The following is a 22,989-nucleotide window of genomic DNA, read 5'->3' as shown; positions in this document are numbered from 1 at the left end:
GACTAACAGTGTTAGTTTTATGGGTATGCGTGCCGTCTACTTCGCCGCCGCGCGGCGGACCCCGATCGGGAAGCTGCGCGGCGGCCTTTCCCACATCCGCCCCGACGACCTCGCCGCGGCCGTGATCCGGACCCTGGTCGAGGGCATCGACCCCGCCCGCGTGGACGAGGTCTACTGGGGCGCGGCCAACCAGGCCGGCGAGGACAACCGCAACGTCGCCCGGATGGCGGTGCTGCTCGCCGGGCTGCCCGAGACCGTGCCCGGCGCCACCGTCAACCGGCTCTGCGCGTCCGGCATGGAGGCGGTGACCGTCGCCGCCCGCACCATCGCCGCGGGCGAGGCCGACGTCGTCGTCGCCGGCGGGTCGGAGTCGATGAGCCGGGCGCCGTTCGTGCTGCCCCGCCCCGACGACGCGCTGCCCAACGCGATGTCGATCGCCGACACGCGGCTCGGCTGGCGCCTGGTCAACCCGCTGATGAAGGACCTGCACGGGCTGCTGTCCATGGGCGAGACCGCCGAGGAGGTCGCCGCCCGCTACGGCGTGTCCCGCGACCGGCAGGACGCGTTCGCGCTGCGCAGCCACCAGCTCGCCGCCGCCGCCCGCGACGCCGGCCACTTCGACGGCGAGCTCGTCGCCGTCGACGGGGTCACCGCCGACGAGGGCATCCGCGCCGACACCAGCCTCGCCAAGCTCGGCGACCTCAAGCCGGTCTTCAAGGCCGGCGGCACGGTCACCGCCGGCAACTCCTCCCCGCTCAACGACGGCGCCGCCGGCCTGCTGCTGGTCAGCGAGGACGCGTTGCACGAGCTCGGCCTGGAGCCGCTCGGCCGGTACGTGGCGGGCGCCTCCGCCGGCGTGCACCCCGACGTGATGGGCATCGGCCCGGTCCCGGCCACCGGGCGGGTCCTCGCCCGCAGCGGCTGGAAGCTCGGCGACGTGCAGTCCGCCGAGCTCAACGAGGCCTTCGCCGCGCAGGCCGTCGCCGTCACCGACCAGCTCGGGCTCGACCCCGACATCGTCAACCCGTCCGGCGGCGCGATCGCGCTCGGCCATCCCCTGGGCTGCTCCGGCGCCCGCATCCTGACCACCCTGCTGCACCGCATGCGGCGCACCGGCGCGACCCGCGGGCTCGCCACCATGTGCGTCGGGGTCGGGCAGGGCTCCGCCGTCCTCGTGGAAAGGTGACTTGAACCGTGACATCGTCCAGATTCGCCGGCAGGACCGCCGTCGTCACCGGCGCGGCGCAGGGCATCGGCCTCGCGACCGCCCGCCTGCTCGCCTCGCAGGGCGCCCGCGTCGCGCTGCTCGACCTCGACGCCACCCGCATCCCGGACGGCGTCGGGACCGCGTACTCGTGCGACGTCACCGACCAGGCCGCGGTCGACCGCACGTTCGACGCCGTCGCCGAGGAGTTCGGCTCGCTGGACGTGCTGGTCAACAACGCCGGTATCACCCGCGACAACCTGCTGTTCAAGATGCCGGTCGAGGAGTGGAACTCGGTCCTCACCACCAACCTCACCAGCATGTTCCTGTGCTGCCACGCCGCGCAGCGGCACATGGTGCCGGCCCGGTCGGGGCGCATCGTGAACCTCAGCAGCCGCTCCGCCCTCGGCAACCGCGGACAGGCCAACTACGCCGCGGCGAAGGCCGGCGTGCAGGGCCTCACCGCGACGCTCGCGATCGAGCTCGGGCCGTACGGGATCACCGTGAACGCGGTCGCGCCCGGGTACATCGCCACGCCGATGACCGCCGCCACCGCGACCCGGGTCGGCAGCACACCGGAGGAGCACCAGCAGGAGGTCGCGGCGCGCACCCCGCTGCGCCGGGTCGGCCGGCCGGAGGAGGTCGCCGCCGTCATCGCGTTCCTGGCCAGCGACGAGGCCTCCTACGTCTCCGGCCAGACGCTGTACGTCAACGGCGGTGCCCGGTAAGCCCTGACGACCACCTGCGCCGGGCCCGGGTCCGCGTCAGCGCTTGCCGCCGGCCCCGGGCTTGGCGACCTCCTTGATCGTGTCCTCGGTGCGCACGAGCGGCGTGTCGACCAGGTGCTCGGCCAGGAACCAGGCCTGCAGCTCGCCGGTGCGGATCACCTCGGAGACCAGCAGGTCGTTGGTGCCGTCGTCGCCCATGTCGGCGACCCGGTCCGCGGCGTCGTGCGCCTCGGTGAGGATCATCTCGTGCGCCTCGAGCAGCCGCGACAGCATCGCCGGCACCTCCTCGGCGCCGTCCGGCGGCCGGGGCACCCGGGTGAGCTCGGCGACGTGCCGCGGGTCGCCGACCGCGATGCCGCCCATGGTCTGCACCCGCTCGGCGAGCGCGTCGACCAGCTCCAGCTGCTCCGCCGCATGCTTGTCGAGCAGCAGGTGCAGCTGGTAGAAGGTCGGGCCGCGCATGAGCCAGTGGTGCTTCTTGTACAGGGCGTACAGGATCTGGGTGTCGGCGAGGACCTGGTTGAGCCGCTCGCAGGAGTACGACCGGGCTTCCGCGGCCAGTGCGACCGGGAACTGCCGGATGGAGCCGAACCGCTGGATCTCCCGGCCCTGCTGGTGCAGCCACGGCTGGCTGCCGGCCTTCTTCTTCGCCGCCGCCCCGGTGCTCTTCGCCGCCGAGGTGGCGGTCTTGGCCGCCGGCATGGCGCTTTTCGCTGCTGGCATGGTGTTTTTCGCTGGTGGCATGGTGGCGCTCTGCCCACCGCCGCCCACGCGAACCTCACCCGGGGGCGGAACCGGAGGGTGGCCCGCGCCGTCAGAGGGGGTATGACCCAGCTGCGCGTGCTCGCCGCCATCCTGCTCCTCCTGGTCGCCGGCTGCGCCGCCGAATCCCCCGGCGGCTCGCCGGGCGGATCGTCCGGCGGCGCCGTCTCCTACGGCCCCGACGAGCTCGTGCTGCGCGTCGACGTGTCCGGCGGCCTGGTCCCGGTGGCGACGACCGTCACCGACGTGCCGGCCGTGAGCGTGTACGGCGACGGCCGGGTCGTCACCAACGGCCCGATGATCGAGATCTACCCGGGCCCGGCGCTGCCGAACGTGCAGCTGCAGCGCATCAGCACCGCCGACGTGGCGAAGCTGGTCGAGCTGGCCCTGGACGCCGGCGTCGGCCGGCACGCCGACCTCGGCATGCCCAACGTCGCGGACGCGCCGACCACCCACATCATGGTCCGCACCGCCGCCGGGGAGCAGGTCACCGACGCCCCCGCGCTCGGCATCGCCGAGGACTCGCTGTCCGGCCCGCAGCGCGCCGCCCGCCAGCGCCTGCAGCGCCTGGTCGAGGCCCTGTCCGACCTGCGCTCGACGCTCGGCAACGGCGCTGTGCCGGAGCCGGTGGCGTTCCCGGCGGCGGGCGTCGCCGCGGTTGCCGAGCCGTGGACCGAGGCGGGCGGCGACCAGGGCCTGCCCGCGCAGCAGCCGGTGGCGTGGCCCGGTCCGGCGCTGCCCGGCGAGGCGGTCGCGGACCGGCCGGGCGTGCACTGCGTCAGCGCCACCGGCGAGGAGGGTCAGCGGATCCTCGCCGCGGCAGGGAAGGCCAACACGCGCACCCCGTGGACGTCGGCAGGCTCGACGTGGCAGGTCACGTTCCGCCCGTTCCTGCCGGGCGAGTCGAGCTGCGCCGACCTGACGCACCGCTAGGCCGCCGCGCCCGGACCGTCAGGGCGCGGCGACCCGGCGGCGGACCTGGTCGGCGTCGGGGTGCCCGAGGTCCTCGAGGATGGCGAGGGCGGCGAGCCAGCACGCGCGGGCCTCCTCCGGCGCGCCGGCCGCCTGGTGCAGGTCGCCGAGGTGGGTCTGGGTCTCCGACTCGCCGTAGCGGTCGCCGATCTCCCGCCACAGGTCGAGGGCCTGGCGGTAGCACTCGGCGGCCGGCTCGTGCTCGCCGAGCTGGTGGTGGATGAAGCCGATGCTGTCCCAGCTGTACGCCTCGCCGGTCCGGTCCCCGATCCGCTGCTGCAGTTCGAGGGCCTGGTGGCAGTGGTCGAGGGCCTCGCGGTGCTCGCCGGCGGCGGCGTAGGACCAGCCGAGGTTGGCCAGCGCCGCGCCCTGCCCGGCCTGGTCGCCGGTGGCGCGCAGCAGCTCCAGGGACCGCAGCAGGTGCCCGATCGCGTCGCGGGGGCGGGCCTGCCGGTCGGCGATGAAGCCCAGGTTGCCGTGGACCCTGGCCCGGCCGGCGTCGTCGCCGATGCGGCCGTACCGGTCCAGCGCCAGCTCCAGGTGGGTGGTGGCGGCGGCGTAGTCGCGCATCCGGATGCAGGCCCGGCCGAGCTGGTGCGCGCTGACCGCCTCGCCCGCGGCGTCGCCGGCCCGTTGCGCGGCGGCGAGCGCGATCCGCTGCACCGCGAGCAGGTCCGGCCAGTGCCCGCGCCGGTCGAGGTGGTCGACGAGTGCCCACGCCAGCCGCCACGCGTGCCCGTCGTGGCCGGTCGCGGCGGCCTCCCGGACGGCGGCGAGGAGGGTGTGGTGCTCCTGCGCGTACCAGGCGAGGGCCTGCGCCTCGGTGCCGGGCGAGCCGGTGGTGCCGACGTCCGGCAGCGGCGTGCGGTGCGGGTCGAGCAGCAGTGCCGCGGTGTGCGCGGTGCGCAGGTGGTGCTCCAGCAACCGCAGCGTCGCCGCGGCCCGCTCGGCCGGGCCGTCCAGGGTGCCGGACAGCTCGGCCGCGTACGCGCGCAGCAGGTCATGCGCGACGAACCGCCCCGGCGCGTGCTCGGTGAGCAGGCTCGCGTGGGTCAGCTCCGCCAGGGCCCGCCGCGCGTCGGCCGCCTCGCCGAGCAGCGCGGCCGACGCGGCCCGGCCGACGTCCGGCCCCGGGGCCAGGGCCAGCAGCCGGAAGAGGGCCGCGGCCTGGGCGCTCAGCCGCTGGTACGACCAGGAGAACACCGACCGCACGTCGGTGGCCGCGGCGGCGTCGCGCAGCATGGCGAGCCGCCCGCGCTCGGCGCGCAGTTCCCCGGCGAGCACGCCGAGCGGCAGGTCCGGGTGCGCGGCGGCGCGGGCGGCGACGACCACCAGCGCGAGCGGCAGCCGGGCGCACGCGTCGATGATCGCCTCGACGGCGGCCGGGTCCTGCCCGACGCGGGCCGGCCCGGCACGGTCGGCCAGCAGCCGCCGGGCCTCGCCGGCGCTGAGCAGGTCGAGCGTGACGGGCACCGCGCCGTCGGTGGCGACGAGGCCGGTGAGCTGGTTGCGGCTGGTGACGACGACGAGGCTGCCGGACCGGCCGGGCAGCAGCGGCCGGACCTGCTCGGCGTGCGCGGCGTTGTCGAGCAGGATCAGGACCCGCCGGCCGGTCAGGAGGCTGCGGTACAGCCCGATCCTGGCGTCGAGCTCCACCGGTACCTGGTCGGGGGCGACGCCGAGGGCGGTGAGGAACGCCCGCAGCGTTTCGTCCGCGGTCACCTCGGCGGTGCCGGGGCCGAAGCCGCGCAGGTTCACGTAGAGCTGGCCGTCGGGGAACCGGCCGGCGACCCGGTGCGCCCAGTGCACGGCGAGGGCGGTCTTGCCGACCCCGGCGGTGCCGATGACGATGACGGTGCCGGCATCGGCGTCGGCGGCCGCGGCGAGCCGGGCGATCGCGGCGTCCCGCCCGGTGAAGGGCTCCGGCGCGGCGGGCAGCTGTCGCGGTACCCCTCCGGCGGCCTGCTCGCCGGACCCGGCCGGAGCGCCGGGCTCGACGGCCTGGTCGCCGGACCCAGCGGCCCGGTCCTCGGCGCGGCTGTGCTCCTCGGCCCGGTCGCGGGCGTCGGCGAGCGCGCCGAGCTCGTCCGGGGACGCTTCGAGCAGCTGGACGAGCGTGTCGAAGCGGTCGGTCGGCGGCAGGATCTTGCCGGTGAAGTAGCCGCCGATGCTGCCGTGGGACCAGCCGGTGCGCCCCGCCAGCTCCCGGTAGGTCAGCGGCGGGTCGCCGCGCCGACGCGCCTGCCGGCGGCGCAGGTGCCGCAGCAGCTCGGCGAGGTCGTCGACGCTGGAGACCTTCGAGGCGATCGCGGGGATCGCCGCGCTGTCGCTGTCCACGGTGGACGGCGGGTCAGCTCTGGACCGGTATGTCCGCGCCCATCAGCCGGTAGTTGGAAATCTCCGGGTCCGGGAACACCTCGCCGGGCCGGGGCTGGATAACCGCGCCGACGCCGAACAGTAGGCCGACGACGACAAAAAGTAAGGATCTGCGGGCCGCCACCTTGACTCCTTACGGGCTCACCATACTGAGGCCGCAGGATACCAACCGCCCCCAGTCATTCGGCCAGGTGGATGCGTTCGCCGGGGCGCGCCCGCCCCGCGGCCCGCCCGCCACTAGGGTCACAGCATGCGTGTCGAGGAGCTGCTGGCGTTGGACCGTGCCCACGTGTGGCACCCGTACGGGCCGATGCCGGGGCGCGCCGAGCCGCTCGTCGCGGCGTCCGCGCAGGGCGTGCGGATCCGGCTCGCCCAGCCGTTCGAGGGGCACGACGAGCTGGTCGACGGCATGGCGTCGTGGTGGTCTGCGATCCACGGCTACCGCCACCCGGTGCTCGACGCGGCCGCCGCCGACCAGCTCGGCCGGATGAGCCACGTGATGTTCGGCGGGTTCACCCACGAGCCGGCGGTCACCCTGGCCGCGCGGCTGGTCGAGCTGACCCCGGCGCCGCTGCGGCACGTGTTCTTCAGCGACTCCGGGTCGGTGTCGGTCGAGGTCGCGATCAAGATGTGCCTGCAGTACCAGCGCTCGCTGGGCCGGCCCGCGAAGCGCCGCCTGCTGACCTGGCGCGGCGGGTACCACGGCGACACCTTCCACCCGATGTCGGTGTGCGACCCGGACGGGGGCATGCACAGCCTGTGGACGGGGGTGCTGCCGGCGCAGGTGTTCGCGCCGGAGCCGCCGGCCGCGTTCGACCCGGCCTATGCGGCGGCGCTGACGGCGCTCATCCACGAGCACGCGCACGAGCTCGCCGCGGTGGTCGTCGAGCCGGTCGTGCAGGGCGCCGGCGGGATGCGGTTCCACGCGCCGGAGTACCTGCGGGTGCTGCGCGAGGCGACCCGCGAGGCGGACGTCCTGCTGGTGTTCGACGAAATCGCGACCGGGTTCGGCCGCACCGGCGAGATGTTCGCCGCCGACCACGCCGGCGTCAGCCCCGACGTCATGTGCGTCGGCAAGGCGCTCACCGGCGGCTACCTGACGCTCGCGGCGACCCTGTGCACGGCGGAGGTCGCCGACGGCATCTCGCAGGGCAGCGTCCCGATCCTGGCGCACGGCCCGACATTCATGGCCAACCCCCTGGCGTGTGCGGTGGCCGGCGCGTCGCTGGACCTGCTGCTGGCCGGGGACTGGCGGGGCGACGTCAAACGCATCGAGACGGTGCTGGCCGCCGGGCTGGAGCCGGCGCGCGGCACGCCCGGCGTCGCCGACGTGCGGGTGCTCGGCGGGATCGGCGTCGTGCAGCTCGACCACGAGGTCGACATGGCCGCGGCGACCCGGGCGGCCGCGGCGCACGGGGTGTGGCTGCGGCCGTTCCGGGATCTGGTCTACACGATGCCGCCGTATGTGACGACCGCCGACGAGCTGTCCATGATCTCGTCGGCGGTCGTCGCGGCGGCTGCGGCCGGATGAAGGGCCGGGTGAGCGGCTACCGGCCCTGCAGCGACTTCACGTTGTCGCCGAAGGACCAGCCCTTGGAGCCGTCCCAGTTGATCGACCAGGTCATCAGGCCCTTGAGCTGGGTGTTGTACGCCTGCGACACCAGCGACGGGCTCATGTAGCCGCCGCCCGCGCCAGTCTGCGCGGGCAGGCCCGGGACCTGCTTGTCGTAGGGCACCCGGATGGTGACGCCCTGGATCGTCAGGCCGCTGTTGAGGCAGTTCGTCTGCACCTGGAAGCCCTGCACGGTGCCGGCCGAGTAGGAGTCACCGGAGCAGCCGTACATGCTGCCGTTGTAGTACTGCATGTTCAGCCACCACAGCCGGCCGTTGTCGACGTACTTCTTGATGATCGGCAGGTACGAGCCCCAGATCGAGCCGTAGGTGACGCTGCCGCCGGTCACGTAGGCCGTCTCCGGCGCCATCGTCAGGCCGAAGTTCGACGGCATCTGCGCGAGCACGCCGTCGATGATCCTGATGAGGTTCGCCTGCGACGTCGACAGCGTGTTGATGTTGCCGCTGCCGGTCAGGCCGGTCTCGATGTCGATGTCGATGCCGTCGAAGTTGTACGTCTTGAGGATCGGCACGATCGTCGCCACGAACCGGTCGGCGACGGCGCTGGAGCTCAGGTCGATGCCGGCGGCCGCGCCACCGATCGACATGAGGATCGTCGCGCCGGCAGCCTTGGCCGCGCACATCTCGGCCGGCGTGGCCACCTTGACCCCGGCGTCCATCCCGTTCTCCCACAGCACCGTGCCGTCGGAGCGGATGACGGGGAAGGCCGCGTTGATCACGTTGTAGCCGTGCTGCTTGATCCGCGCGTCGGTGATCGGGATCCAGCCGAGGCCGGGGTGCACGCCGTTGGACGCGCCGTCCCAGTTCTCCCAGTACCCCTGCAGCACCTTGCCGGCGGGGCGGGACTTCACCGCGCAGGTGCTGCCGCCCGGCGACGTGGAGGTGGACGGGCTGCTGCTCGGGGTCCGGCTCGGGGACGGGCTGCTGCTCGGGGTCCGGCTGGGCGTCGGGCTGGTGCTCGGGGTGCGGCTCGGCGTCGGGCTGGTCGTGCCGCCGGTGCACGCGCCGAGGTCCGTCCACAGCGACGGGGTCGCCGCGGGGTTCCAGCCGGCGCCCACGTACGCGGTGTGGGTGACGAGGGCCTGGTACAGCCGGCCGCCGTAGGTGACCTGCGTCCCGACGGTGTACGTGTTGCCCTCCGCCCAGGCGGGCGCCGAGCAGGTGACCGCCGCGGCGGCGTTGCTGGCCGCTTCCGCCTGGTTGACGGTGGCCATGACCATGCCCGCCACGAGCGTCACCGCCGCACCGGCGATCAGGGCAAAGGTTCGACGTTGCGCTCTCATGGCGCCGCCCTCCACATCGATGGGATCGATGGCCAGGGACTGTATCAGTTAACTTTCTTTAACAAAAGAGCTACCTCTATGTACGCAGGTCATTGTGGTGCGCAGTTTAAGGCTCCGTTACGGTTCGATGATTTCACCCCATGAGCGGTTCTGTTGATTTGCGTGTGACATCGTTAGCATACCCATCAACATTCACCAATTGGCCCGCCCGCCAGCAGGATGCCAAGGAGAACCCTCATGTCCCCATCACGCCACCGGCGACGGCTGCTCGGCGCAGCCCTCGCCGCGCTGCTCGGTTTCGGGACGGCGGTGTCCGCCGCGCCGCCGGCGACGGCCGCGCCCGCCCAGCCGGCGCCGCTGAACACCCCGTGGACCAGCCAGGCGCTCGCCGGCCAGCCGCTGCCGGAGTACCCGCGGCCCCAGATGACCAGGCCCGACTGGCTCAATCTCAACGGCGAGTGGCAGCTGCGCCAGTCGGCCACCAACGACACCCCCGTCTTCGGGCAGACCCTGCCGGAGCGGGTCAACGTCCCCTTCCCCGTGGAGTCGGCGCTGTCCGGGATCAAGCGGGCCCCGAACGACAACCGGCTCTACCTGTTCTACCGGCGCACGTTCACGGTGCCCGCCGGCTGGGCCGGGCGGCGCGTCCAGCTGCACTTCGGCGCGGTCGACTGGCAGGCCACCGTGTGGGTCAACGGCGTGCAGGTCGGCGGGCACACCGGCGGCTACGACCGCTTCGAGTTCGACATCACGCCGCAGCTCAACGGCGGCACGAACGAGCTGGTGGTGCGCGTCTACGACCCGACGGACACCCCGGGGCTCAACATCGCCCGGGGCAAGCAGGTGCGCAACCCCGGCGGCATCATGTACACGCCGTCGTCGGGCATCTGGCAGACCGTCTGGCTGGAGCCGACACCGACCTCGTCGATCTTCAGCGCCGACCTGTACCCCAACCTCGCCAACAACACGTTGCGAGTCAGGGTCTTCACCCGCGGCGACGTCACCGGCCACTCGGTGCTCGCCGAGGCGATGGACGGCACGACCGTGGTCGGCACCGCGACCGGCGGCTTCACCGACTTCAGCGTCCCGGTGACCAACGCGCGCCGCTGGTCGCCGGACGACCCGTTCCTGTACAACCTGCGGATCTCGCTGCGCAACGCCGCCGGCGCGACCGTCGACACCACGACGCACTACTTCGGCATGCGCGAGGTCGGCAAGGCCGTGGTCAACGGCCGGCTCGTGCCGACGCTCAACGGCCAGTTCGTGCTCCAGACCGGCGTGCTCGACCAGGGCTTCTGGCCCGACGGGCTCTACACCGCCCCGACCGACGCGGCCCTCGCCGCCGACCTGGGCAAGATCAAGGACCTGGGGTTCAATCTGGTCCGCAAGCACATCAAGGTCGAGCCGCAGCGCTGGTTCTACCACGCGGACCGGCTCGGGCTGCTCGTCTGGCAGGACATGCCGAGCATGGGCGAGGCGCCCGGCACCGCCGCGCAGCACGCGCAGTGGGAGACCGAGGTCGGGCAGATCGTCGACGAGCACCGCTCATCGCCGGCGGTCATCGCGTACGTGCCGTTCAACGAGGGCTGGGGCGAGTGGAACCTCGCCGACACGACCCGGGTCGTGCAGAACGTGAAGAACCAGGACCCGACCCGCCTGGTCAACGCGCACAGCGGCTTCAACTGCTGCTCGTCCAAGGGCGACCCCGGCAACGGCGACATCATGGACTGGCACTGGTACGTCGGCCCGAACTCCCCCACCCCGACCAGCACCAGGACCGCGGTCCTCGGCGAGTACGGCGGGCTCGGCGTGCGCTCGGCCGGGCACGAGTACAGCCCCAACGGCCAGTACTTCATCTACGAGTCGCATCCGAACGGCACGTCGGCCACCGACCGGTACGTGAGCCTGCAGAGCCAGGCGCTCAACCTGATCTACACCCGGGGGCTGGCCGGGCTGGTCTACACGCAACCCTTCGACGTGGAGGGCGAGGTCAACGGCTTCTGGACCTACGACCGGCAGGTGCTCAAGTTCGACCAGGCCCGGGTCCGCGCCGCGAACCAGCAGCTCATCGCGGCCTCGAAGCGGCTCAACACCGCCGCCCCGCCGCCCGGCCGCAACGTGACCGGCCCGGGTGGCAAGTGCGTCGACGTGGCTGCCGACGACACCGGCAGCAACGGCGCCGCGGTACAACTGTGGGACTGCCAGCTGCACGCCGTCGACCAGCGCTGGTCGTGGGACGGCCAGGCGCTGCGCACCCTCGGCCGCTGCCTCGACGCAACCGGCAACGGCACCGCCAACGGCACTGTGATCCAGCTGTGGGACTGCAACGGCGGCGGCGCCCAGCAGTGGGTCCCGCAGGCGAACGGCTCGCTGCGCAACCCGCAGTCCGGCCGCTGCCTGGACTCCCCCAGCGGCTCGACCGCCAACGGCGCCCGGCTGCAGCTGTGGGACTGCAACGGCAGCGGCGCCCAGGGCTTCCGCCTCGGCGGCGGCTCCCCCGGCGCGACGTTCGTCAACGGCCCGGCCGGCCAGTGCGTCGACGTGGCCGCCGACGACACCGGCGGTAACGGCGCCGCGGTGCAGCTGTGGGGCTGCCAGACCTTCGCCGTGGACCAGCACTGGGCCTGGGACGGCCAGGCGCTGCGCACCCTGAACCGGTGCATGGACGCCACCGCCAACGGCACCGCCAACGGCACCGTGATCCAGCTGTGGGACTGCAACGGCGGCGGCGCCCAGCAGTGGGTCCCGCAGGCCGACGGCTCGCTGCGCAACCCGCAGTCCGGCCGCTGCCTGGACTCGCCGAACGGCTCGACCGCCAACGGCGCCCGGCTGCAGCTGTGGGACTGCAACGGCAGCGCCGCGCAGACGTTCCTCAAGCAGTAACGCCGGCGCACGGGGCGGGGGTCACCAGTGGTGGCCCCCGCCTCAGCAGATGCCGGCCCAGGGCCTCCACGACGAACCCGCCGCAGAACCCCACGCGGCCCAGTACGGGTCGCGGCGCAACCCCGCACGGCTCGATTTGTCAAGAGTTGACAAAACTCGATGTCGGCGCGAATCTCCGTATGGACGTCCGCACCTCCGCCCCCAGCCCCGCCCGAACCAGAGCGCCGCCCCGCCAGGCGTGCGCGTGTCACCCCGATCGCCCCGGCAGCTGGCGACCCCCGGCGATGACGCGTGCCCTGACAACGTTGACCACATCGGCGACGGGCCGCGGCGGCGCGACAACCCTTACCGAAACGGCAGGTTGCCGCATGATCATCCGCCACCCCCGTACCGCACCACGCAGGCGCACCTGGCTCGCGGCGGCCGCGCTCGTCGCGGGCCTGCTGACCGCCGTCGCCGACGCCGCACCGGCGGGCGCCGCGCCCGGCGACTTCGTCACCGGCTTCGAGGCCGGCGATCCGCAGCCCACCTGGCAGAACAGCGTCGAGAGCAGCGTCAACATCGGCGGGTACTGCTGCGGCCTGACCAGCATGGAGAGCGCGCCGCGCAACGAGACCGCGCACGGCGGCACGGCCGCGCTGATGTACTCCGGCAACGACACCAGCGCCACGTCGTCCTACTCGTACAACCGGGTCTTCGACGTCGACATCCCGATCGGCGCCACCAGCACGCTGTCCTACTGGGTGTACCCGCAGTCCGGCGGGCACCTGGACGTCGCCGTGGACCTGATCTTCACCGACGGCTCCAGCCTGCGCGACTCGGGCGCGGTCGACCAGTACGGCGTGCGGGTCCACCCGACGTTCCAGGGCACCGGGACGCACCTGGCGTTCAACACGTGGAACTACGTCACGTCCAACATCGGCAACGTCGTCGCCGGCCGGACCGTCGACCGGATCCTCGTCGCCTACGACCAGCCACTGAACACCGGCACGTTCCGCGGCTACTTCGACGACATCGCGATCCTCGCCGGCGGCGGCACCGGCGGCCGGCTGTCGGACTACGTCGACACGCGGCGCGGCTCCAACTCCAGCTTCAGCTACTCGCGCGGCAACACGTTCCCCGGCGCGACGGTGCCGAACGGGTTCAACTTCTGGACGCCGGTGACCAACGGCAACAACGACAGCTGGCTGTACGAGTACAAGGCAACCACGGTGCAGGGCTTCGCGATCAGCCACGAGCCGAGCCCCTGGATCGGCGACTACGCGCAGCTGCAGGTCATGCCGATGACCGGCGGGGTGAAGTCGACCCCGGACGCGCGCAAGTCGACCTTCAGCCACGGAAACGAGGTGGCGAAGGCGCACTACTACAAGACGCAGCTGGACACGTACGGGATCACCGCGGAGATCACCCCGACCGACCACGCCGGCGTGATGCGCTTCCGCTTCCCGTCCGCGGCGGAGTCGGTGATCCTCTTCGACACCGTCGACAGCGCCAGCGGCTCGCTCAGCGTCAACAACGCCGCGCAGACCATCTCCGGCTCGATCAACCACCGCGGCCAGCAGCTGTACATCTCCGCGACCGTGGACAAGGCGGTCGCCGCGTCCGGGACCATCACCGGCCAGGGCGCCACCAGCTGGATCCGGTTCGCGACCGCCGCCAACGAGCAGGTGACCCTGAAGATCGGCACCTCGTTCATCAGCGTCGCCCAGGCCGCGGCGAACCTCAGCCAGGAGGTCGGCGCGAAGAGCTTCGACACGGTCCGCGAGGAGGCCGCGACCCTGTGGGACGCGACCCTCGGCAAGGTCCGGATCGAGGGCGCCACCAGCGACAACCAGGTCACGTTCTACTCGAACATGTACCGGTCGTTCATGTACCCGAACAACCGCTCGGAGATGGTCGGCGGGGTCCGCAGGTACCACAGCCCCTACGACAACACCGTGCACGACGGGCAGATGTACGTGAACAACGGCTTCTGGGACACGTCCCGCGCGGTGTGGCCGCTGTACACGCTGCTCACCCCGACGAGGACCGGTGAGATGCTGGACGGTTTCGTCAACGCGTACAAGAACTTCGGCTGGACGCCGCGCTGGACCGGGCCGGGCTCGATCGACATCATGGTCGGCACCAACCAGGACCTGGCGTTCGCGGACGCGTACGTGAAGGGCGTGCGCAACTTCGACTACCAGGCGGCGTACGCGTCGATGGTGAAGAACGCGAGCACCTACTCCGGCGCCGGCAACAAGGGCCGCAAGGCGATCCAGACGTCGGTGTTCAAGGGGTACGTGGCCACCGACGTGCTCGGCGAGTCGGCCGCCTGGACCCTGGAGGACGCCACGAACAACTTCGGCATCTCCCAGATGGGGCAGGTGCTCGGGTACACCGAGGACGCGGCGTACTTCCGCAACCAGGCGCTCGACTACGTGAACCTGTTCTCGCAGTCGGTCGGCTTCTTCCGCGGCAAGCAGAGCAACGGCGCCTGGCGCACCACCGACGCGAACTTCAGGCCCAACGAGTGGGGTTGCGAGTTCACCGAGGGCGCGCCGTGGCATTACGCGACGGCGGCGCCGCAGGACCCGCAGGGCATGGCGAACCTCTACGGCGGGCAGGCGCAGCTGGCGGCGAAGATCGACGCGGTGCTCGCCGCGCCGCGGGACTTCCTGCCCGGCTGCTACGGCGGCACGATCCACGAGATGTCCGAGGCGTACGACACCAACATGGGCCAGTACGCGCACTCCAACGAGCCCATCCACCACATGCTGTACATGTACAACTACGCCGGCACCCCGGCCAAGACACAGAACCAGGTCCGCCGGGTGCTCACCACCCTCTACAACTCCGGTGCCGGCACCGGCAACGGCTACCTCGGTGACGAGGACAACGGTGAGATGTCCGCCTGGTACGTGTTCTCCGCCCTCGGCTTCTACCCCGCGCGGATGGGCTCCACCGACTACACCATCGGCGCGCCGCTGCACCCGAAGGCGACCATGACCCTGGAGAACGGCCGGACGTTCACCGTCACCGCGCCCGGGGTCAGCGACGTCAACCGGTACATCCAGAGCGCCACCCTCAACGGCGTCACGTACACGAAGAACTACCTGACGCACGCGGACCTGACCGCGGGCGGCACGCTGAACTTCGTGATGGGCCCGAACCCGTCATCCTGGGGCACCGGCGCCGGCAACATCCCCGGCTCCATCACCTCGGGCACGGCGGCACCGAAGCAGCTGGTCGACAAGGCCACCGGCAGCACCGTCACCGTCACCGGCGAGAACCTGCCGAACGAGGGCCGGGCCGCCCTCGTCGACGACACGTCGATGACCAAGTGGCTGGTGTTCGCGAACACCGCGACCCTCACCTGCCAGCTGACCGCGGCGGCGACGGTCCAGCAGTACACGCTGACCTCCGCCGACGACGTCCCCGGCCGGGACCCGAAGAACTGGGTCGTGCAGGGCTCCAACGACGGGGTCACCTGGACGACCGTGGACACCCGCACGAACATCGACTTCGCCGACCGGCGGCAGACCAGGGCGTTCGTCATCCCGAACACAACCGCCTACAGCCGCTACCGGATCCAGGTGACCGCCAACCACGGCGCCGCCGAGACCCAGCTGGCGGAGTTCGAACTGCTCGCCTGACGTTTTCCTCGGGGCGGTCGCCGTTCTCGGCCCTCGGGGTCGAGGGCGGCGACCCGTCTTTCCCCGGTCCTCAGCGTGCGCGGGACGGACTGAGGCAGTCCTCGATCAATACGGCCAGGTCGGCGGTCTCGTCGTCGTGACGCACGGCGAACTGGTGCAGCCCGGCGTCGGCGCCGCGGGTGTCTTCGGTGTCTTCGGTGCCTTTGGTGTCTTCGGTGCCTTTGGTGTCGAGCAGGACGTCGACGCCGACGGGGTTGGCGACGAACGTGAGCCGGACCAGGTCCGGCGCGTGCGGGACGACGCAGTCGAACCATTGCAGGAACGGGTCGCTCTGCCGGACCCCGGGCACGGTGCCCTGCCGGACCTCGCAGTGCGGGAACGCCCACCCGAGCTGCCGCGCCGCGTCGAGCACCCGCCATTGCCCGGCCGTCGGGTGTACGGTCACCGCCGTCACCCCGACGTCGTGCGCCCGCCCACCGGTGGTGACAGTGGTGCGCAGCCGGACCGCGACCGCCGGCAGGTATCCACCGGCGAAGTGCGTGAACGGCGTCTCCCACGGCAGCGGCTGCTCGAACGGGATCGACCGGCTCCGCCCGGCCCGCAACGTGAACCCGGCGGACACCTGGCAGCGAAGGAAGTCGACCTCGACCCCGCTGACCACGGTCATGAGTGTCACGGTCACCCCGTCGACGGCGACATCGCTGCGCCCACCGCCGAGGTGCACCTGCCCCGCGGCCATCGTCCCGGGCCGCACGCCGCGCTCGTCGAGCATCGCCGATCCGAACATGTCAGATGCTCCTCGCACGTACCGTGACGGGAACCGACACTAACACGTGCCACTGTATGGTTGCTCCTCCGAGCGGCTGATCTACCAGCTCAGCACGTGCCCTGCTCACGGACGCCGAAACGGCGCCGCCGGAGTGACGCTGTTGCACGCCACGCCCACGGACCGACCCAGCCGGCTCGGTCACTGACCGGCCCAGCCGGCTCGGTCACAGCCCGGCCCAGCGACTCAGTCACTGGCCAGCCCAGCCGGCTCGGTCACTGGCCAGGCGACGACGACGGGCTGGGCCGGGCCAGGCGCCGGGCCGGGCCAGGCCGAGCGACGACGACGGCGACGGCGACGGGCCGAGCGACGGCGACGGGATCAAACGCGGCGGGCCACCGCGACGGGTCACGGGTCGGGTGCGGCGGGTGGTGCCGCGTTGCGGGCCGGCGGGACGCAGGTCTCGCCGACCCGCCGTTGCGACCAGCATTCCCCGCCGCACCACGGGCCGTGCCGAAACCTGGTGACTTCACCCGGCAACGACGCCGCGACGGCGGGCTTTCCCTGATCGGCACCGCCGACGGCCGGCCGCAGAACCGCACTGTGGGCGAGGCCGGCATCGATCCCGACCCGATGCCGGAGCGCAGCCGTCGCGGACACCTGCCCTCGCACCGAAAGCAAAACGCGGCCCTCCGGAGGAGGGCCGCGCCTTCGTGCTATTTGTAGCGGGGACAGGATTTGAACCTGCGACCTCTGGGTTATGAGCCCAGCGAGCTACCGAGCTGCTCCACCCCGCGTCGGCTTGTCCAGGTTAGCGCACCCCTGTCACCACATCCAAATCGCTTACGGGTGACCGTGTCCGCCGTCACGCCGGCGCCCGTGGGCGGGTGCGGAAAGGGCCGCCGCACCGGGGTGCGACGGCCCTTTTGCGCGCTCGGTCAGCCGGACGGAGCCGGGGTCGCCGGCAGCGATGGATTGACACTTGTCGACGCGCTGGGTTGCGCGCCCGGTGAGGCGCTCGCCGACGGGGCCGGCGTGGCCGCCTTCACCGCCGCCTCGTACCGGCCGATCGCGTCCTGCAGGGCCTTGAGCGCCCGGCCGTACGCCTCGAAGTCGCCGGCGACCTGGGCGGCCTTCAGGTCGACGATCGCCTTGTTCATGGCGTTGATCGCCTCCTGCACCTGCGGCGACCCGGTCGGGTTGCCGCCCGGTGGGGTGCCGGGGTCGGTGTTGTCGCCGGTGCCGGGCACGGGCGCCTGACCGGTCGCCTGTTTCACCAGTTCGGCGAGGCCGTCGGCGAGGGTGTTGGCGTACGCCTTGTAGTTCGGCCCGTAGGCGACGAGGACCCGCTGCAGCGTCGGGAACGTCTTGTCGCTCTTCGTGCGCAGGTAGATCGGCTCGACGTACAGCATGCCGTCGGCGACCGGCAGGGTGAGCAGGTTGCCGTACATCACCTCGGAGTTGCTGGAGCTGAACTGGGTGATCTCGCGTCTGGCCTCGGCGATACCGGTCATCGTGCTGTGCATCTGCGCCGGGCCCTGGACCGCGGTGTCCGGCGGCAGCTCCAGGATCTCGAACACGGGCTTGCCGTCCACGTAGGACGCCGACATCAGCGCGGCCAGGTTGCCCCGACTGCGCGGCGCGAGCGCCGTGGTCAGCTGGAACCGGGATTTGTCCTGGTTGGGCAGCTTGGCCACGATGTAGTACGGCGGCTGGTCCGCGGTCGGGTTCGCCGGGTTCTTCGGCACCTCCCAGAAGTCCTGGCCGGAGAAGAAGCCGTTGGGCGTGGTGACGTGGAAGCGGCTGAGCAGGTCACGCTGGACCTTGAACTGGTCCTCCGGGTAGCGCAGGTGGTTGTGCAGCGACGCCGAGATCGCCGACCGCGGCTTGACCAGCTTGTTGTTGAACGCCTTGTTCCACGCCTTGAGAATCGGGTCACTCTCGTCGAACGCGTAGAGGGTGACCTCCCCCGTGTACGCGTCGACCGTCGCCTTCACCGAGTTGCGCAGGTACGACACGTCCTGGCGCGGCTCGGGGAACATGCGGCTGTTGGTCGAGGAGTCCTGGATCGCGGTGTTCCAGTCGATGCGCTGCGAGTACGGGTACGTCGCCGACGTGGTGTAGCCGTCCACGATCCACTGGATTTTGCCGTCGACGACCGCCGGGTACGGGTCGCTGTCCAGCGTCAGGAACGGCGCGACCTTGCGGACCCGGTCCTCGGGGTTGCGCACGTACAGGACCTTCGAGTTGTCGTTGAAGACGCCGGAGAGCAGGAAGTTCGTCTCGCGGAAGTACGCGGAGTACAGCAGCCGCCGCCAGTAGGAGCCGACCGCGACGCCGCCGGAGCCGTCGTAGCTGGAGTACTGGTCGCCGGCGTTGGCGGTGGGACGGTCGAACTCGGCCCCGCCGCCGCCGCTGCCGGCCCGGCCGGTGATCGCGTAGACGTCGCCCATCTGCTCGCCGTAGTAGATCCGCGGCTGGTTGACCGGGATCAGGTCCGTCGACGACGCGCACTGCTGGCCCTGGTCACCGACCGGCTTGGTCTGCTCGGTCAGGAAGCCCGACACGTAGAACGGCTGCCCGTTGCACACGACCTCGTTGGCCGGCGCGGCCACGAAGCCGTAGCCGTGGGTGTACACCGTGTGACGGTTCTGCCAGTTGTTCTGCTGCAGCTGCGCGTAGTTGATCTCACGGACGCCGACGACGTAGTCCTGGGTCTTGCCGCCGATGGTGTACCGGTCGATGTCGAGCTTCGGGTTGAACTCGTAGAAGCCGCGGACCTGCTGCTGTTGCGTGTAGGTCTCACCGACGACGGTCGGGTCGAGCAGGCGGATGTTGGTGACCGTCTCGTCGACCGACGGCAGGTTCGTCGGGGGTTTCTCCGCCCTCGACGCGTACGGTTTGACCTGCACTGTGTTCAACCCGTAGGCGAGCCTCGTGGCGTCGATGCTGCGCTGGAAGTACTCAGCCTCCTTCTGCAGCTGGCTCGGCTTGACGGTGAACGACTGCACGGCGGCCGGGTAGATGCCGCCGACCGCGACCGCGGACAGCGCCAGCAGGCCCAGCGCCAGCCCCGGCCAGACCAGGTTGCGCATGAACGCGTTGGAGAACACCAGGATCGCGATCGCCACGACGATCGAGATCCAGGCGAGGATCTCCTTCGCCGGCAGCAGCGCGTTGATGTTGGTGTAGCCGGCGCCGTACAGGTCCTGGGTGGGGAACTTGTCGAGGAGGAGTCCCCGGCGGTCCAGGTAGTACGCGGCGGCCTTGAGCAGCACGAACGTGGCGACGAGCGCGGTCAGGTGGGCGCGCGCGGCGGTCGTCATCCGCTCGCCGGCGCCCTGCAGCCGGACCCCGCCGAACAGGTAGTGCAGCGCCAGGGCACCCAGCAGCGAGAAGACCACCGCGGTGAAGGCGACGCCCAGCACGTACCGCCAGAACGGATACTCGAACACGTAGAAGCTGAGGTCCACCTTGAACTGGGCATCGGTCTGCCCGAACGGCGTGCTGTTGCTGAACAGCAGCCACTCCTGCCAGTGCCCCTGCGCGGACAGCCCGGAGAACAGCCCGATGAGCCCGGCGACGGCGACGACCCAGATCGTCATGTGCGGCAGCAGGAACAGCCGGTAGCGGTCCAGGGCGTGCTGCTCCGCGGAGTGCGGCCGCAGCAGCGGGCGGGTCCGGTACGCCAGGTAGAGGTTGCCGGCGATGACGAGCCCGACCGCCGTACCGAAGATCAGGAACATCCACAGGCGGGTCGTGAGCACCGTCGAGAACACGCCGGTGTACTTGACCTCGGAGAACCACAGGTAGTCGGCCCAGGCACCGACCACCCGATCGAAGAGGGTGAAGAGCAGGAAGACGACCGCCAGCACGACGATCGTGACCCGACCACGTCGGCTCACCCTGGTCATCGGATTACGCATTACCACGGTCGGCTCCGCCCGTTCGCGTATGGAAACCCGTTCAGCGTAATCACTTGCTGCACACGGGTGGTGTACGACCGGCCCGCAACTGCTCGAGCGCGGCGAGTGCCTCGTCGGCGGTGCTGACCTTGATCAATGGCAGGCCCGGCTGGGCATTGGCGACGGCCTCCGCGCAGTTGGCCGCCGGGGTGAGGAAGACCTTGGCCTTCGCCGCCTTCGCCGCGACCAGTTTCTGCGGGATGCCGCCGATCGGCCCGACGTTGCCTTCCTCGTCGATGGTGCCTGTGCCGGCGATGATGATCCCGCCGGTCAGGTCCTCTTCCTTGATGGTGTCGATGATGCCGAGCGTGAACATCAGCCCAGCCGACGGCCCGCCGATGCGGTCCAGCTGGATCGACAGCTCGAACGGGTGCGGCTGGGAGGACTTGACCGTGACCCCGAGGCGCGGGTTGCCGTCGTCGCCGGCCTTCGTGGCGATGGCGGCGGAGCGCTTCTCGGTGCCGCGGGTGAACTCGACCTGCCGCTCGGTGCCGGCCGGCTTGGCCCGCACCAGCTCCGTGAGCTTCGGCAGCGACGTCACCGGCGTGCCGTCGATGCTGGTGATGACGTCGCCCTTCGCCAGCTGCCCCTCGGCCGGGAAGCCGGCGGACACCTCGTCGACCGCGACCAGGACCGGGTAGCCGAGCTTGCGCAGCGCGACCGTCTCCGCCGAGGACTGCGACGCCTGGAAGTCCTTCTTGTTGTCTTCCTCGACCTGCTGCTCCGAGCGGTCGGGCGGGTAGATCAGCTCACGCGGCACCACCGCGCGCTCATCCTGCCACCAGCCGATCATCGCCTCGAGCAACGTCATCTGCGGCTGCACCGACACCGTGGTCATGCGCAGCTGCCCCGCCGACTTCGTGACCGGCGCCCCGCTGACGTTGATGATCGGCTTTCCGTCGTCGCCGGCGCCGAGCGTGTTGTACGTCGGTCCAGGGCCCATTTCGACGTAGGGCACCTTCAGCACGGTCGTCTGCCAGGACAGCAACAGCAGCAGCAACGCGCCGACCAACACGGTCACGCCACGACGTCTCATGGCGGCGAGCCTAGCGCTCCCAGTATTCGTGCATCGGAAGCGAGTACCTTTGGGACATGCCCGCAGACATCCCGTTCGGCTTCGGTCCGCCCGGCGGCGAGGTGCCGGATCCCAACGATCCGCGCCAGATGCAGCAATTCCTGAGCCAGCTGCAGCAATTGTTCGCCACGCCCGGCGGCGGCCCGGTCAACTGGGATCTGGCCCGTCAGCTCGCCCAGGCGCATCTGACCGGCGGCGGACCCGCCGGCGGCCTGGCCCAGTTCCCGGTTGGCTTCGCGATGCCCGGCGCCGTGGTTACGCCACCAGCGAACACGGCCGACCCTGACGCCGCGAAGCCGGTCGGTGACCCGTCGGTGACCCCTGCCGAGCGGGCCGCGGTCATCGAGGCGCTCCGCCTCGCCGACCTGTGGCTGGACCCCGAGTCGGCGCTGCCCTCGGGGGTCCGGTCGACCGCCGCCTGGAGCCGCGGCGAGTGGCTCAACACCACGCTGCCCGTCTGGCGCAAGCTGTGCGACCCCGTCGCCGCGCGCATGGTGTCGGCGATGACGGAGCTCGTGCCCGAGGAGATGCGCGCCCAGATGGGCCCGATGACCTCGATGGTCGCGTCGCTGGGCAGCGCCCTGCTCGGCGGCCAGCTGGGCACCGCCCTGGGCTCCCTCGCCGCCGAGGTCCTCTCCGCCGGCGACATCGGCCTGCCGCTGGGCCCGGCCGGCACCGCCGCGCTGATCCCCGCCAACATCGCCGAATACGGCCGCGGCCTGGAGATCCCCGACGACCAGGTGCGCCTGTATGTCGCCCTGCGCGAGGCCGCCCACCAGCGGCTCTTCGGCCACGTCCCATGGCTGCGCGGCCACGTCTTCGCCGCCGTCGAGTCGTACGCGGCCGGCATCCACGTCGACCGCGAGGCGATCGAGGAGGCGATGAGCCGCATCGACCCCGCGACCCTCGGCAGCGACCCGCAGGAGCTCGTCCTGGAGGGCATCTTCACCCCCGAGGACACGCCGCAGCAGCGCGCCGCCCTGGCCCGGCTGGAGACCGCGCTGGCCCTCATCGAGGGCTGGGTCTGCCACGTCGTCGACCGCGCCGCCGGCGACCGGCTCCCCGACGTGGTCCGCCTCTCCGAGGCTTTCCGGCGCCGCCGGGCCGCGGGCGGGCCGGCCGAGCAGACCTTCGCCGCCCTGGTCGGCCTCGATCTGCGCCCACGCCGCCTGCGCGAGGCGACGGCCCTGTGGGCCGCGCTGGCCGAGCACCGCGGCGTGGCGGGCCGCGACGCGCTGTGGGACCACCCCGACCTGCTGCCCGACGAGGAGGCGTTCGCGGACCCGGACCTGTTCGCCCGCACGCAGCTGGACCTCAGCGATCTCGGTTTCAACGACGAGACCTTCGCCGGCGGGGCGTCTCCCGGTGCGGCCCCGGACGCCGGCTCGCCCGGCGCGACCGGCGGCGGAACGCCCGGGGACGGGACCTCGGCGGACGGGCCGGACGAGGCGCCGGAGGAAGGCGACAATCCGCCGAAGTAGGTCCAGCCGGCCCGGATAGCGACGCCCGCAGACGCAGGCCCGGCCCGGGAGCGACGGCCCGAAGGCGTAGGCGGAGCGACGGCCCGAAGGCACAGACGCAGCCGACCCGGAAAGCGACGGCCCGAAGGCGCAGGCGGAGCGACGGCCCGAAGGCACAGACGCAGCCGACCCGGAAAGCGACGGCCCGAAGGCGCAGGCGGAGCGACGGCCCGAAGGCACAGACGCAG

Annotated in this window: 14 protein-coding genes and 1 tRNA gene; 7 read left to right on the top strand and 8 right to left on the bottom strand. The window is 71.7% G+C overall.

Annotated features, from left to right (window positions below):
* Positions 1-25: 25 nt before the first annotated feature.
* Both AB0H83_RS23980 and fabG read left to right on the top strand, forming a co-directional pair.
* On the top strand, positions 26-1,186 hold the full coding sequence (locus AB0H83_RS23980; RefSeq protein ID WP_360098045.1) for a thiolase family protein: 1,161 nt from the start codon (positions 26-28) through the stop codon (positions 1,184-1,186).
* An 8-nt stretch (positions 1,187-1,194) separates the two neighbouring features.
* Positions 1,195-1,932: a 3-oxoacyl-ACP reductase FabG gene (gene fabG, locus AB0H83_RS23975; RefSeq protein ID WP_360097936.1), complete on the top strand. Its 738-nt coding sequence runs from the start codon at positions 1,195-1,197 to the stop codon at positions 1,930-1,932.
* Positions 1,933-1,968: 36 nt separating this feature from the next.
* Here the strand turns inward: fabG and AB0H83_RS23970 are convergent, their stop codons facing one another.
* Positions 1,969-2,655, bottom strand: a complete 687-nt coding sequence (locus AB0H83_RS23970) for a DNA starvation/stationary phase protection protein (protein WP_360097933.1) — start codon at positions 2,653-2,655, stop codon at positions 1,969-1,971.
* Between the two features lie 102 nt (positions 2,656-2,757).
* Here AB0H83_RS23970 and AB0H83_RS23965 point away from each other — a divergent pair, with 102 nt between their 5' ends.
* Entirely contained in the window at positions 2,758-3,627 is an 870-nt protein-coding gene (locus AB0H83_RS23965) for a hypothetical protein (protein ID WP_360097930.1), read from the top strand.
* Between the two features lie 18 nt (positions 3,628-3,645).
* Here AB0H83_RS23965 and AB0H83_RS23960 read toward each other — a convergent pair whose 3' ends face one another.
* Both AB0H83_RS23960 and AB0H83_RS23955 read right to left on the bottom strand, forming a co-directional pair.
* Complete coding sequence (locus tag AB0H83_RS23960; RefSeq protein ID WP_360097927.1) at positions 3,646-6,003, bottom strand: tetratricopeptide repeat protein; 2,358 nt, start codon at positions 6,001-6,003, stop codon at positions 3,646-3,648.
* Positions 6,004-6,016: 13 nt separating this feature from the next.
* On the bottom strand, positions 6,017-6,166 hold the full coding sequence (locus AB0H83_RS23955) for a hypothetical protein (protein ID WP_360097924.1): 150 nt from the start codon (positions 6,164-6,166) through the stop codon (positions 6,017-6,019).
* A 126-nt stretch (positions 6,167-6,292) separates the two neighbouring features.
* Here AB0H83_RS23955 and AB0H83_RS23950 point away from each other — a divergent pair, with 126 nt between their 5' ends.
* Positions 6,293-7,573 (top strand): adenosylmethionine--8-amino-7-oxononanoate transaminase, encoded by a 1,281-nt coding sequence (locus AB0H83_RS23950; protein ID WP_360097921.1) that lies wholly within the window; start codon positions 6,293-6,295, stop codon positions 7,571-7,573.
* 16 nt (positions 7,574-7,589) lie between these two features.
* On the opposite strand, the gene AB0H83_RS23945 is transcribed toward AB0H83_RS23950, so the two are convergent.
* Complete coding sequence (locus AB0H83_RS23945) at positions 7,590-8,957, bottom strand: glycosyl hydrolase family 18 protein (RefSeq protein ID WP_360097918.1); 1,368 nt, start codon at positions 8,955-8,957, stop codon at positions 7,590-7,592.
* Between the two features lie 237 nt (positions 8,958-9,194).
* On the opposite strand from AB0H83_RS23945, the gene AB0H83_RS23940 reads away from it, so the two are divergent.
* Complete coding sequence (locus tag AB0H83_RS23940) at positions 9,195-11,840, top strand: ricin-type beta-trefoil lectin domain protein (RefSeq protein WP_360097915.1); 2,646 nt, start codon at positions 9,195-9,197, stop codon at positions 11,838-11,840.
* A gap of 368 nt (positions 11,841-12,208) precedes the next feature.
* A complete protein-coding gene (locus tag AB0H83_RS23935) occupies positions 12,209-15,475 on the top strand; it encodes a GH92 family glycosyl hydrolase (protein WP_360097912.1) in 3,267 nt (1,088 codons plus the stop codon).
* A 70-nt stretch (positions 15,476-15,545) separates the two neighbouring features.
* On the opposite strand, the gene AB0H83_RS23930 is transcribed toward AB0H83_RS23935, so the two are convergent.
* From AB0H83_RS23930 to AB0H83_RS23915, 4 genes are all read right to left on the bottom strand, one after another.
* Positions 15,546-16,262 carry a sporulation protein gene (locus tag AB0H83_RS23930; RefSeq protein WP_360097909.1) on the bottom strand — a complete coding sequence of 239 codons (717 nt, stop codon included), beginning with the start codon at positions 16,260-16,262 and terminating at the stop codon, positions 15,546-15,548.
* Positions 16,263-16,964: 702 nt separating this feature from the next.
* Positions 16,965-17,038, bottom strand: a tRNA-Met gene (locus AB0H83_RS23925).
* 141 nt (positions 17,039-17,179) lie between these two features.
* Entirely contained in the window at positions 17,180-20,167 is a 2,988-nt protein-coding gene (locus tag AB0H83_RS23920; protein ID WP_360097906.1) for a UPF0182 family protein, read from the bottom strand.
* A gap of 49 nt (positions 20,168-20,216) precedes the next feature.
* A complete protein-coding gene (locus AB0H83_RS23915; RefSeq protein ID WP_360097903.1) occupies positions 20,217-21,242 on the bottom strand; it encodes a PDZ domain-containing protein in 1,026 nt (341 codons plus the stop codon).
* A gap of 56 nt (positions 21,243-21,298) precedes the next feature.
* Here AB0H83_RS23915 and AB0H83_RS23910 point away from each other — a divergent pair, with 56 nt between their 5' ends.
* A complete protein-coding gene (locus tag AB0H83_RS23910) occupies positions 21,299-22,762 on the top strand; it encodes a zinc-dependent metalloprotease (protein WP_360097900.1) in 1,464 nt (487 codons plus the stop codon).
* Positions 22,763-22,989 lie beyond the last annotated feature (227 nt).

The sequence above is a fragment of the Dactylosporangium sp. NPDC050688 genome (assembly GCF_040654515.1).
Taxonomy (GTDB): Bacteria; Actinomycetota; Actinomycetes; order Mycobacteriales; family Micromonosporaceae; genus Dactylosporangium.
Note: the sequence above shows the minus strand (reverse complement) of the source record. Positions and strands in the feature narration are given on the sequence as shown.

Coding starts and splice junctions, on each gene's coding strand:
- AB0H83_RS23980 (WP_360098045.1), top strand. CDS start 26: ATGCGTGCCGTCTACTTCGCCGCCGCGCGGCGGACCCCGATCGGGAAG.
- AB0H83_RS23970 (WP_360097933.1), bottom strand. CDS start 2,655: ATGCCAGCAGCGAAAAGCGCCATGCCGGCGGCCAAGACCGCCACCTCG.
- AB0H83_RS23965 (WP_360097930.1), top strand. CDS start 2,758: ATGACCCAGCTGCGCGTGCTCGCCGCCATCCTGCTCCTCCTGGTCGCC.
- AB0H83_RS23950 (WP_360097921.1), top strand. CDS start 6,293: ATGCGTGTCGAGGAGCTGCTGGCGTTGGACCGTGCCCACGTGTGGCAC.
- AB0H83_RS23945 (WP_360097918.1), bottom strand. CDS start 8,957: ATGAGAGCGCAACGTCGAACCTTTGCCCTGATCGCCGGTGCGGCGGTG.
- AB0H83_RS23940 (WP_360097915.1), top strand. CDS start 9,195: ATGTCCCCATCACGCCACCGGCGACGGCTGCTCGGCGCAGCCCTCGCC.
- AB0H83_RS23935 (WP_360097912.1), top strand. CDS start 12,209: ATGATCATCCGCCACCCCCGTACCGCACCACGCAGGCGCACCTGGCTC.
- AB0H83_RS23930 (WP_360097909.1), bottom strand. CDS start 16,262: ATGTTCGGATCGGCGATGCTCGACGAGCGCGGCGTGCGGCCCGGGACG.
- AB0H83_RS23920 (WP_360097906.1), bottom strand. CDS start 20,167: ATGCGTAATCCGATGACCAGGGTGAGCCGACGTGGTCGGGTCACGATC.
- AB0H83_RS23915 (WP_360097903.1), bottom strand. CDS start 21,242: ATGAGACGTCGTGGCGTGACCGTGTTGGTCGGCGCGTTGCTGCTGCTG.
- AB0H83_RS23910 (WP_360097900.1), top strand. CDS start 21,299: ATGCCCGCAGACATCCCGTTCGGCTTCGGTCCGCCCGGCGGCGAGGTG.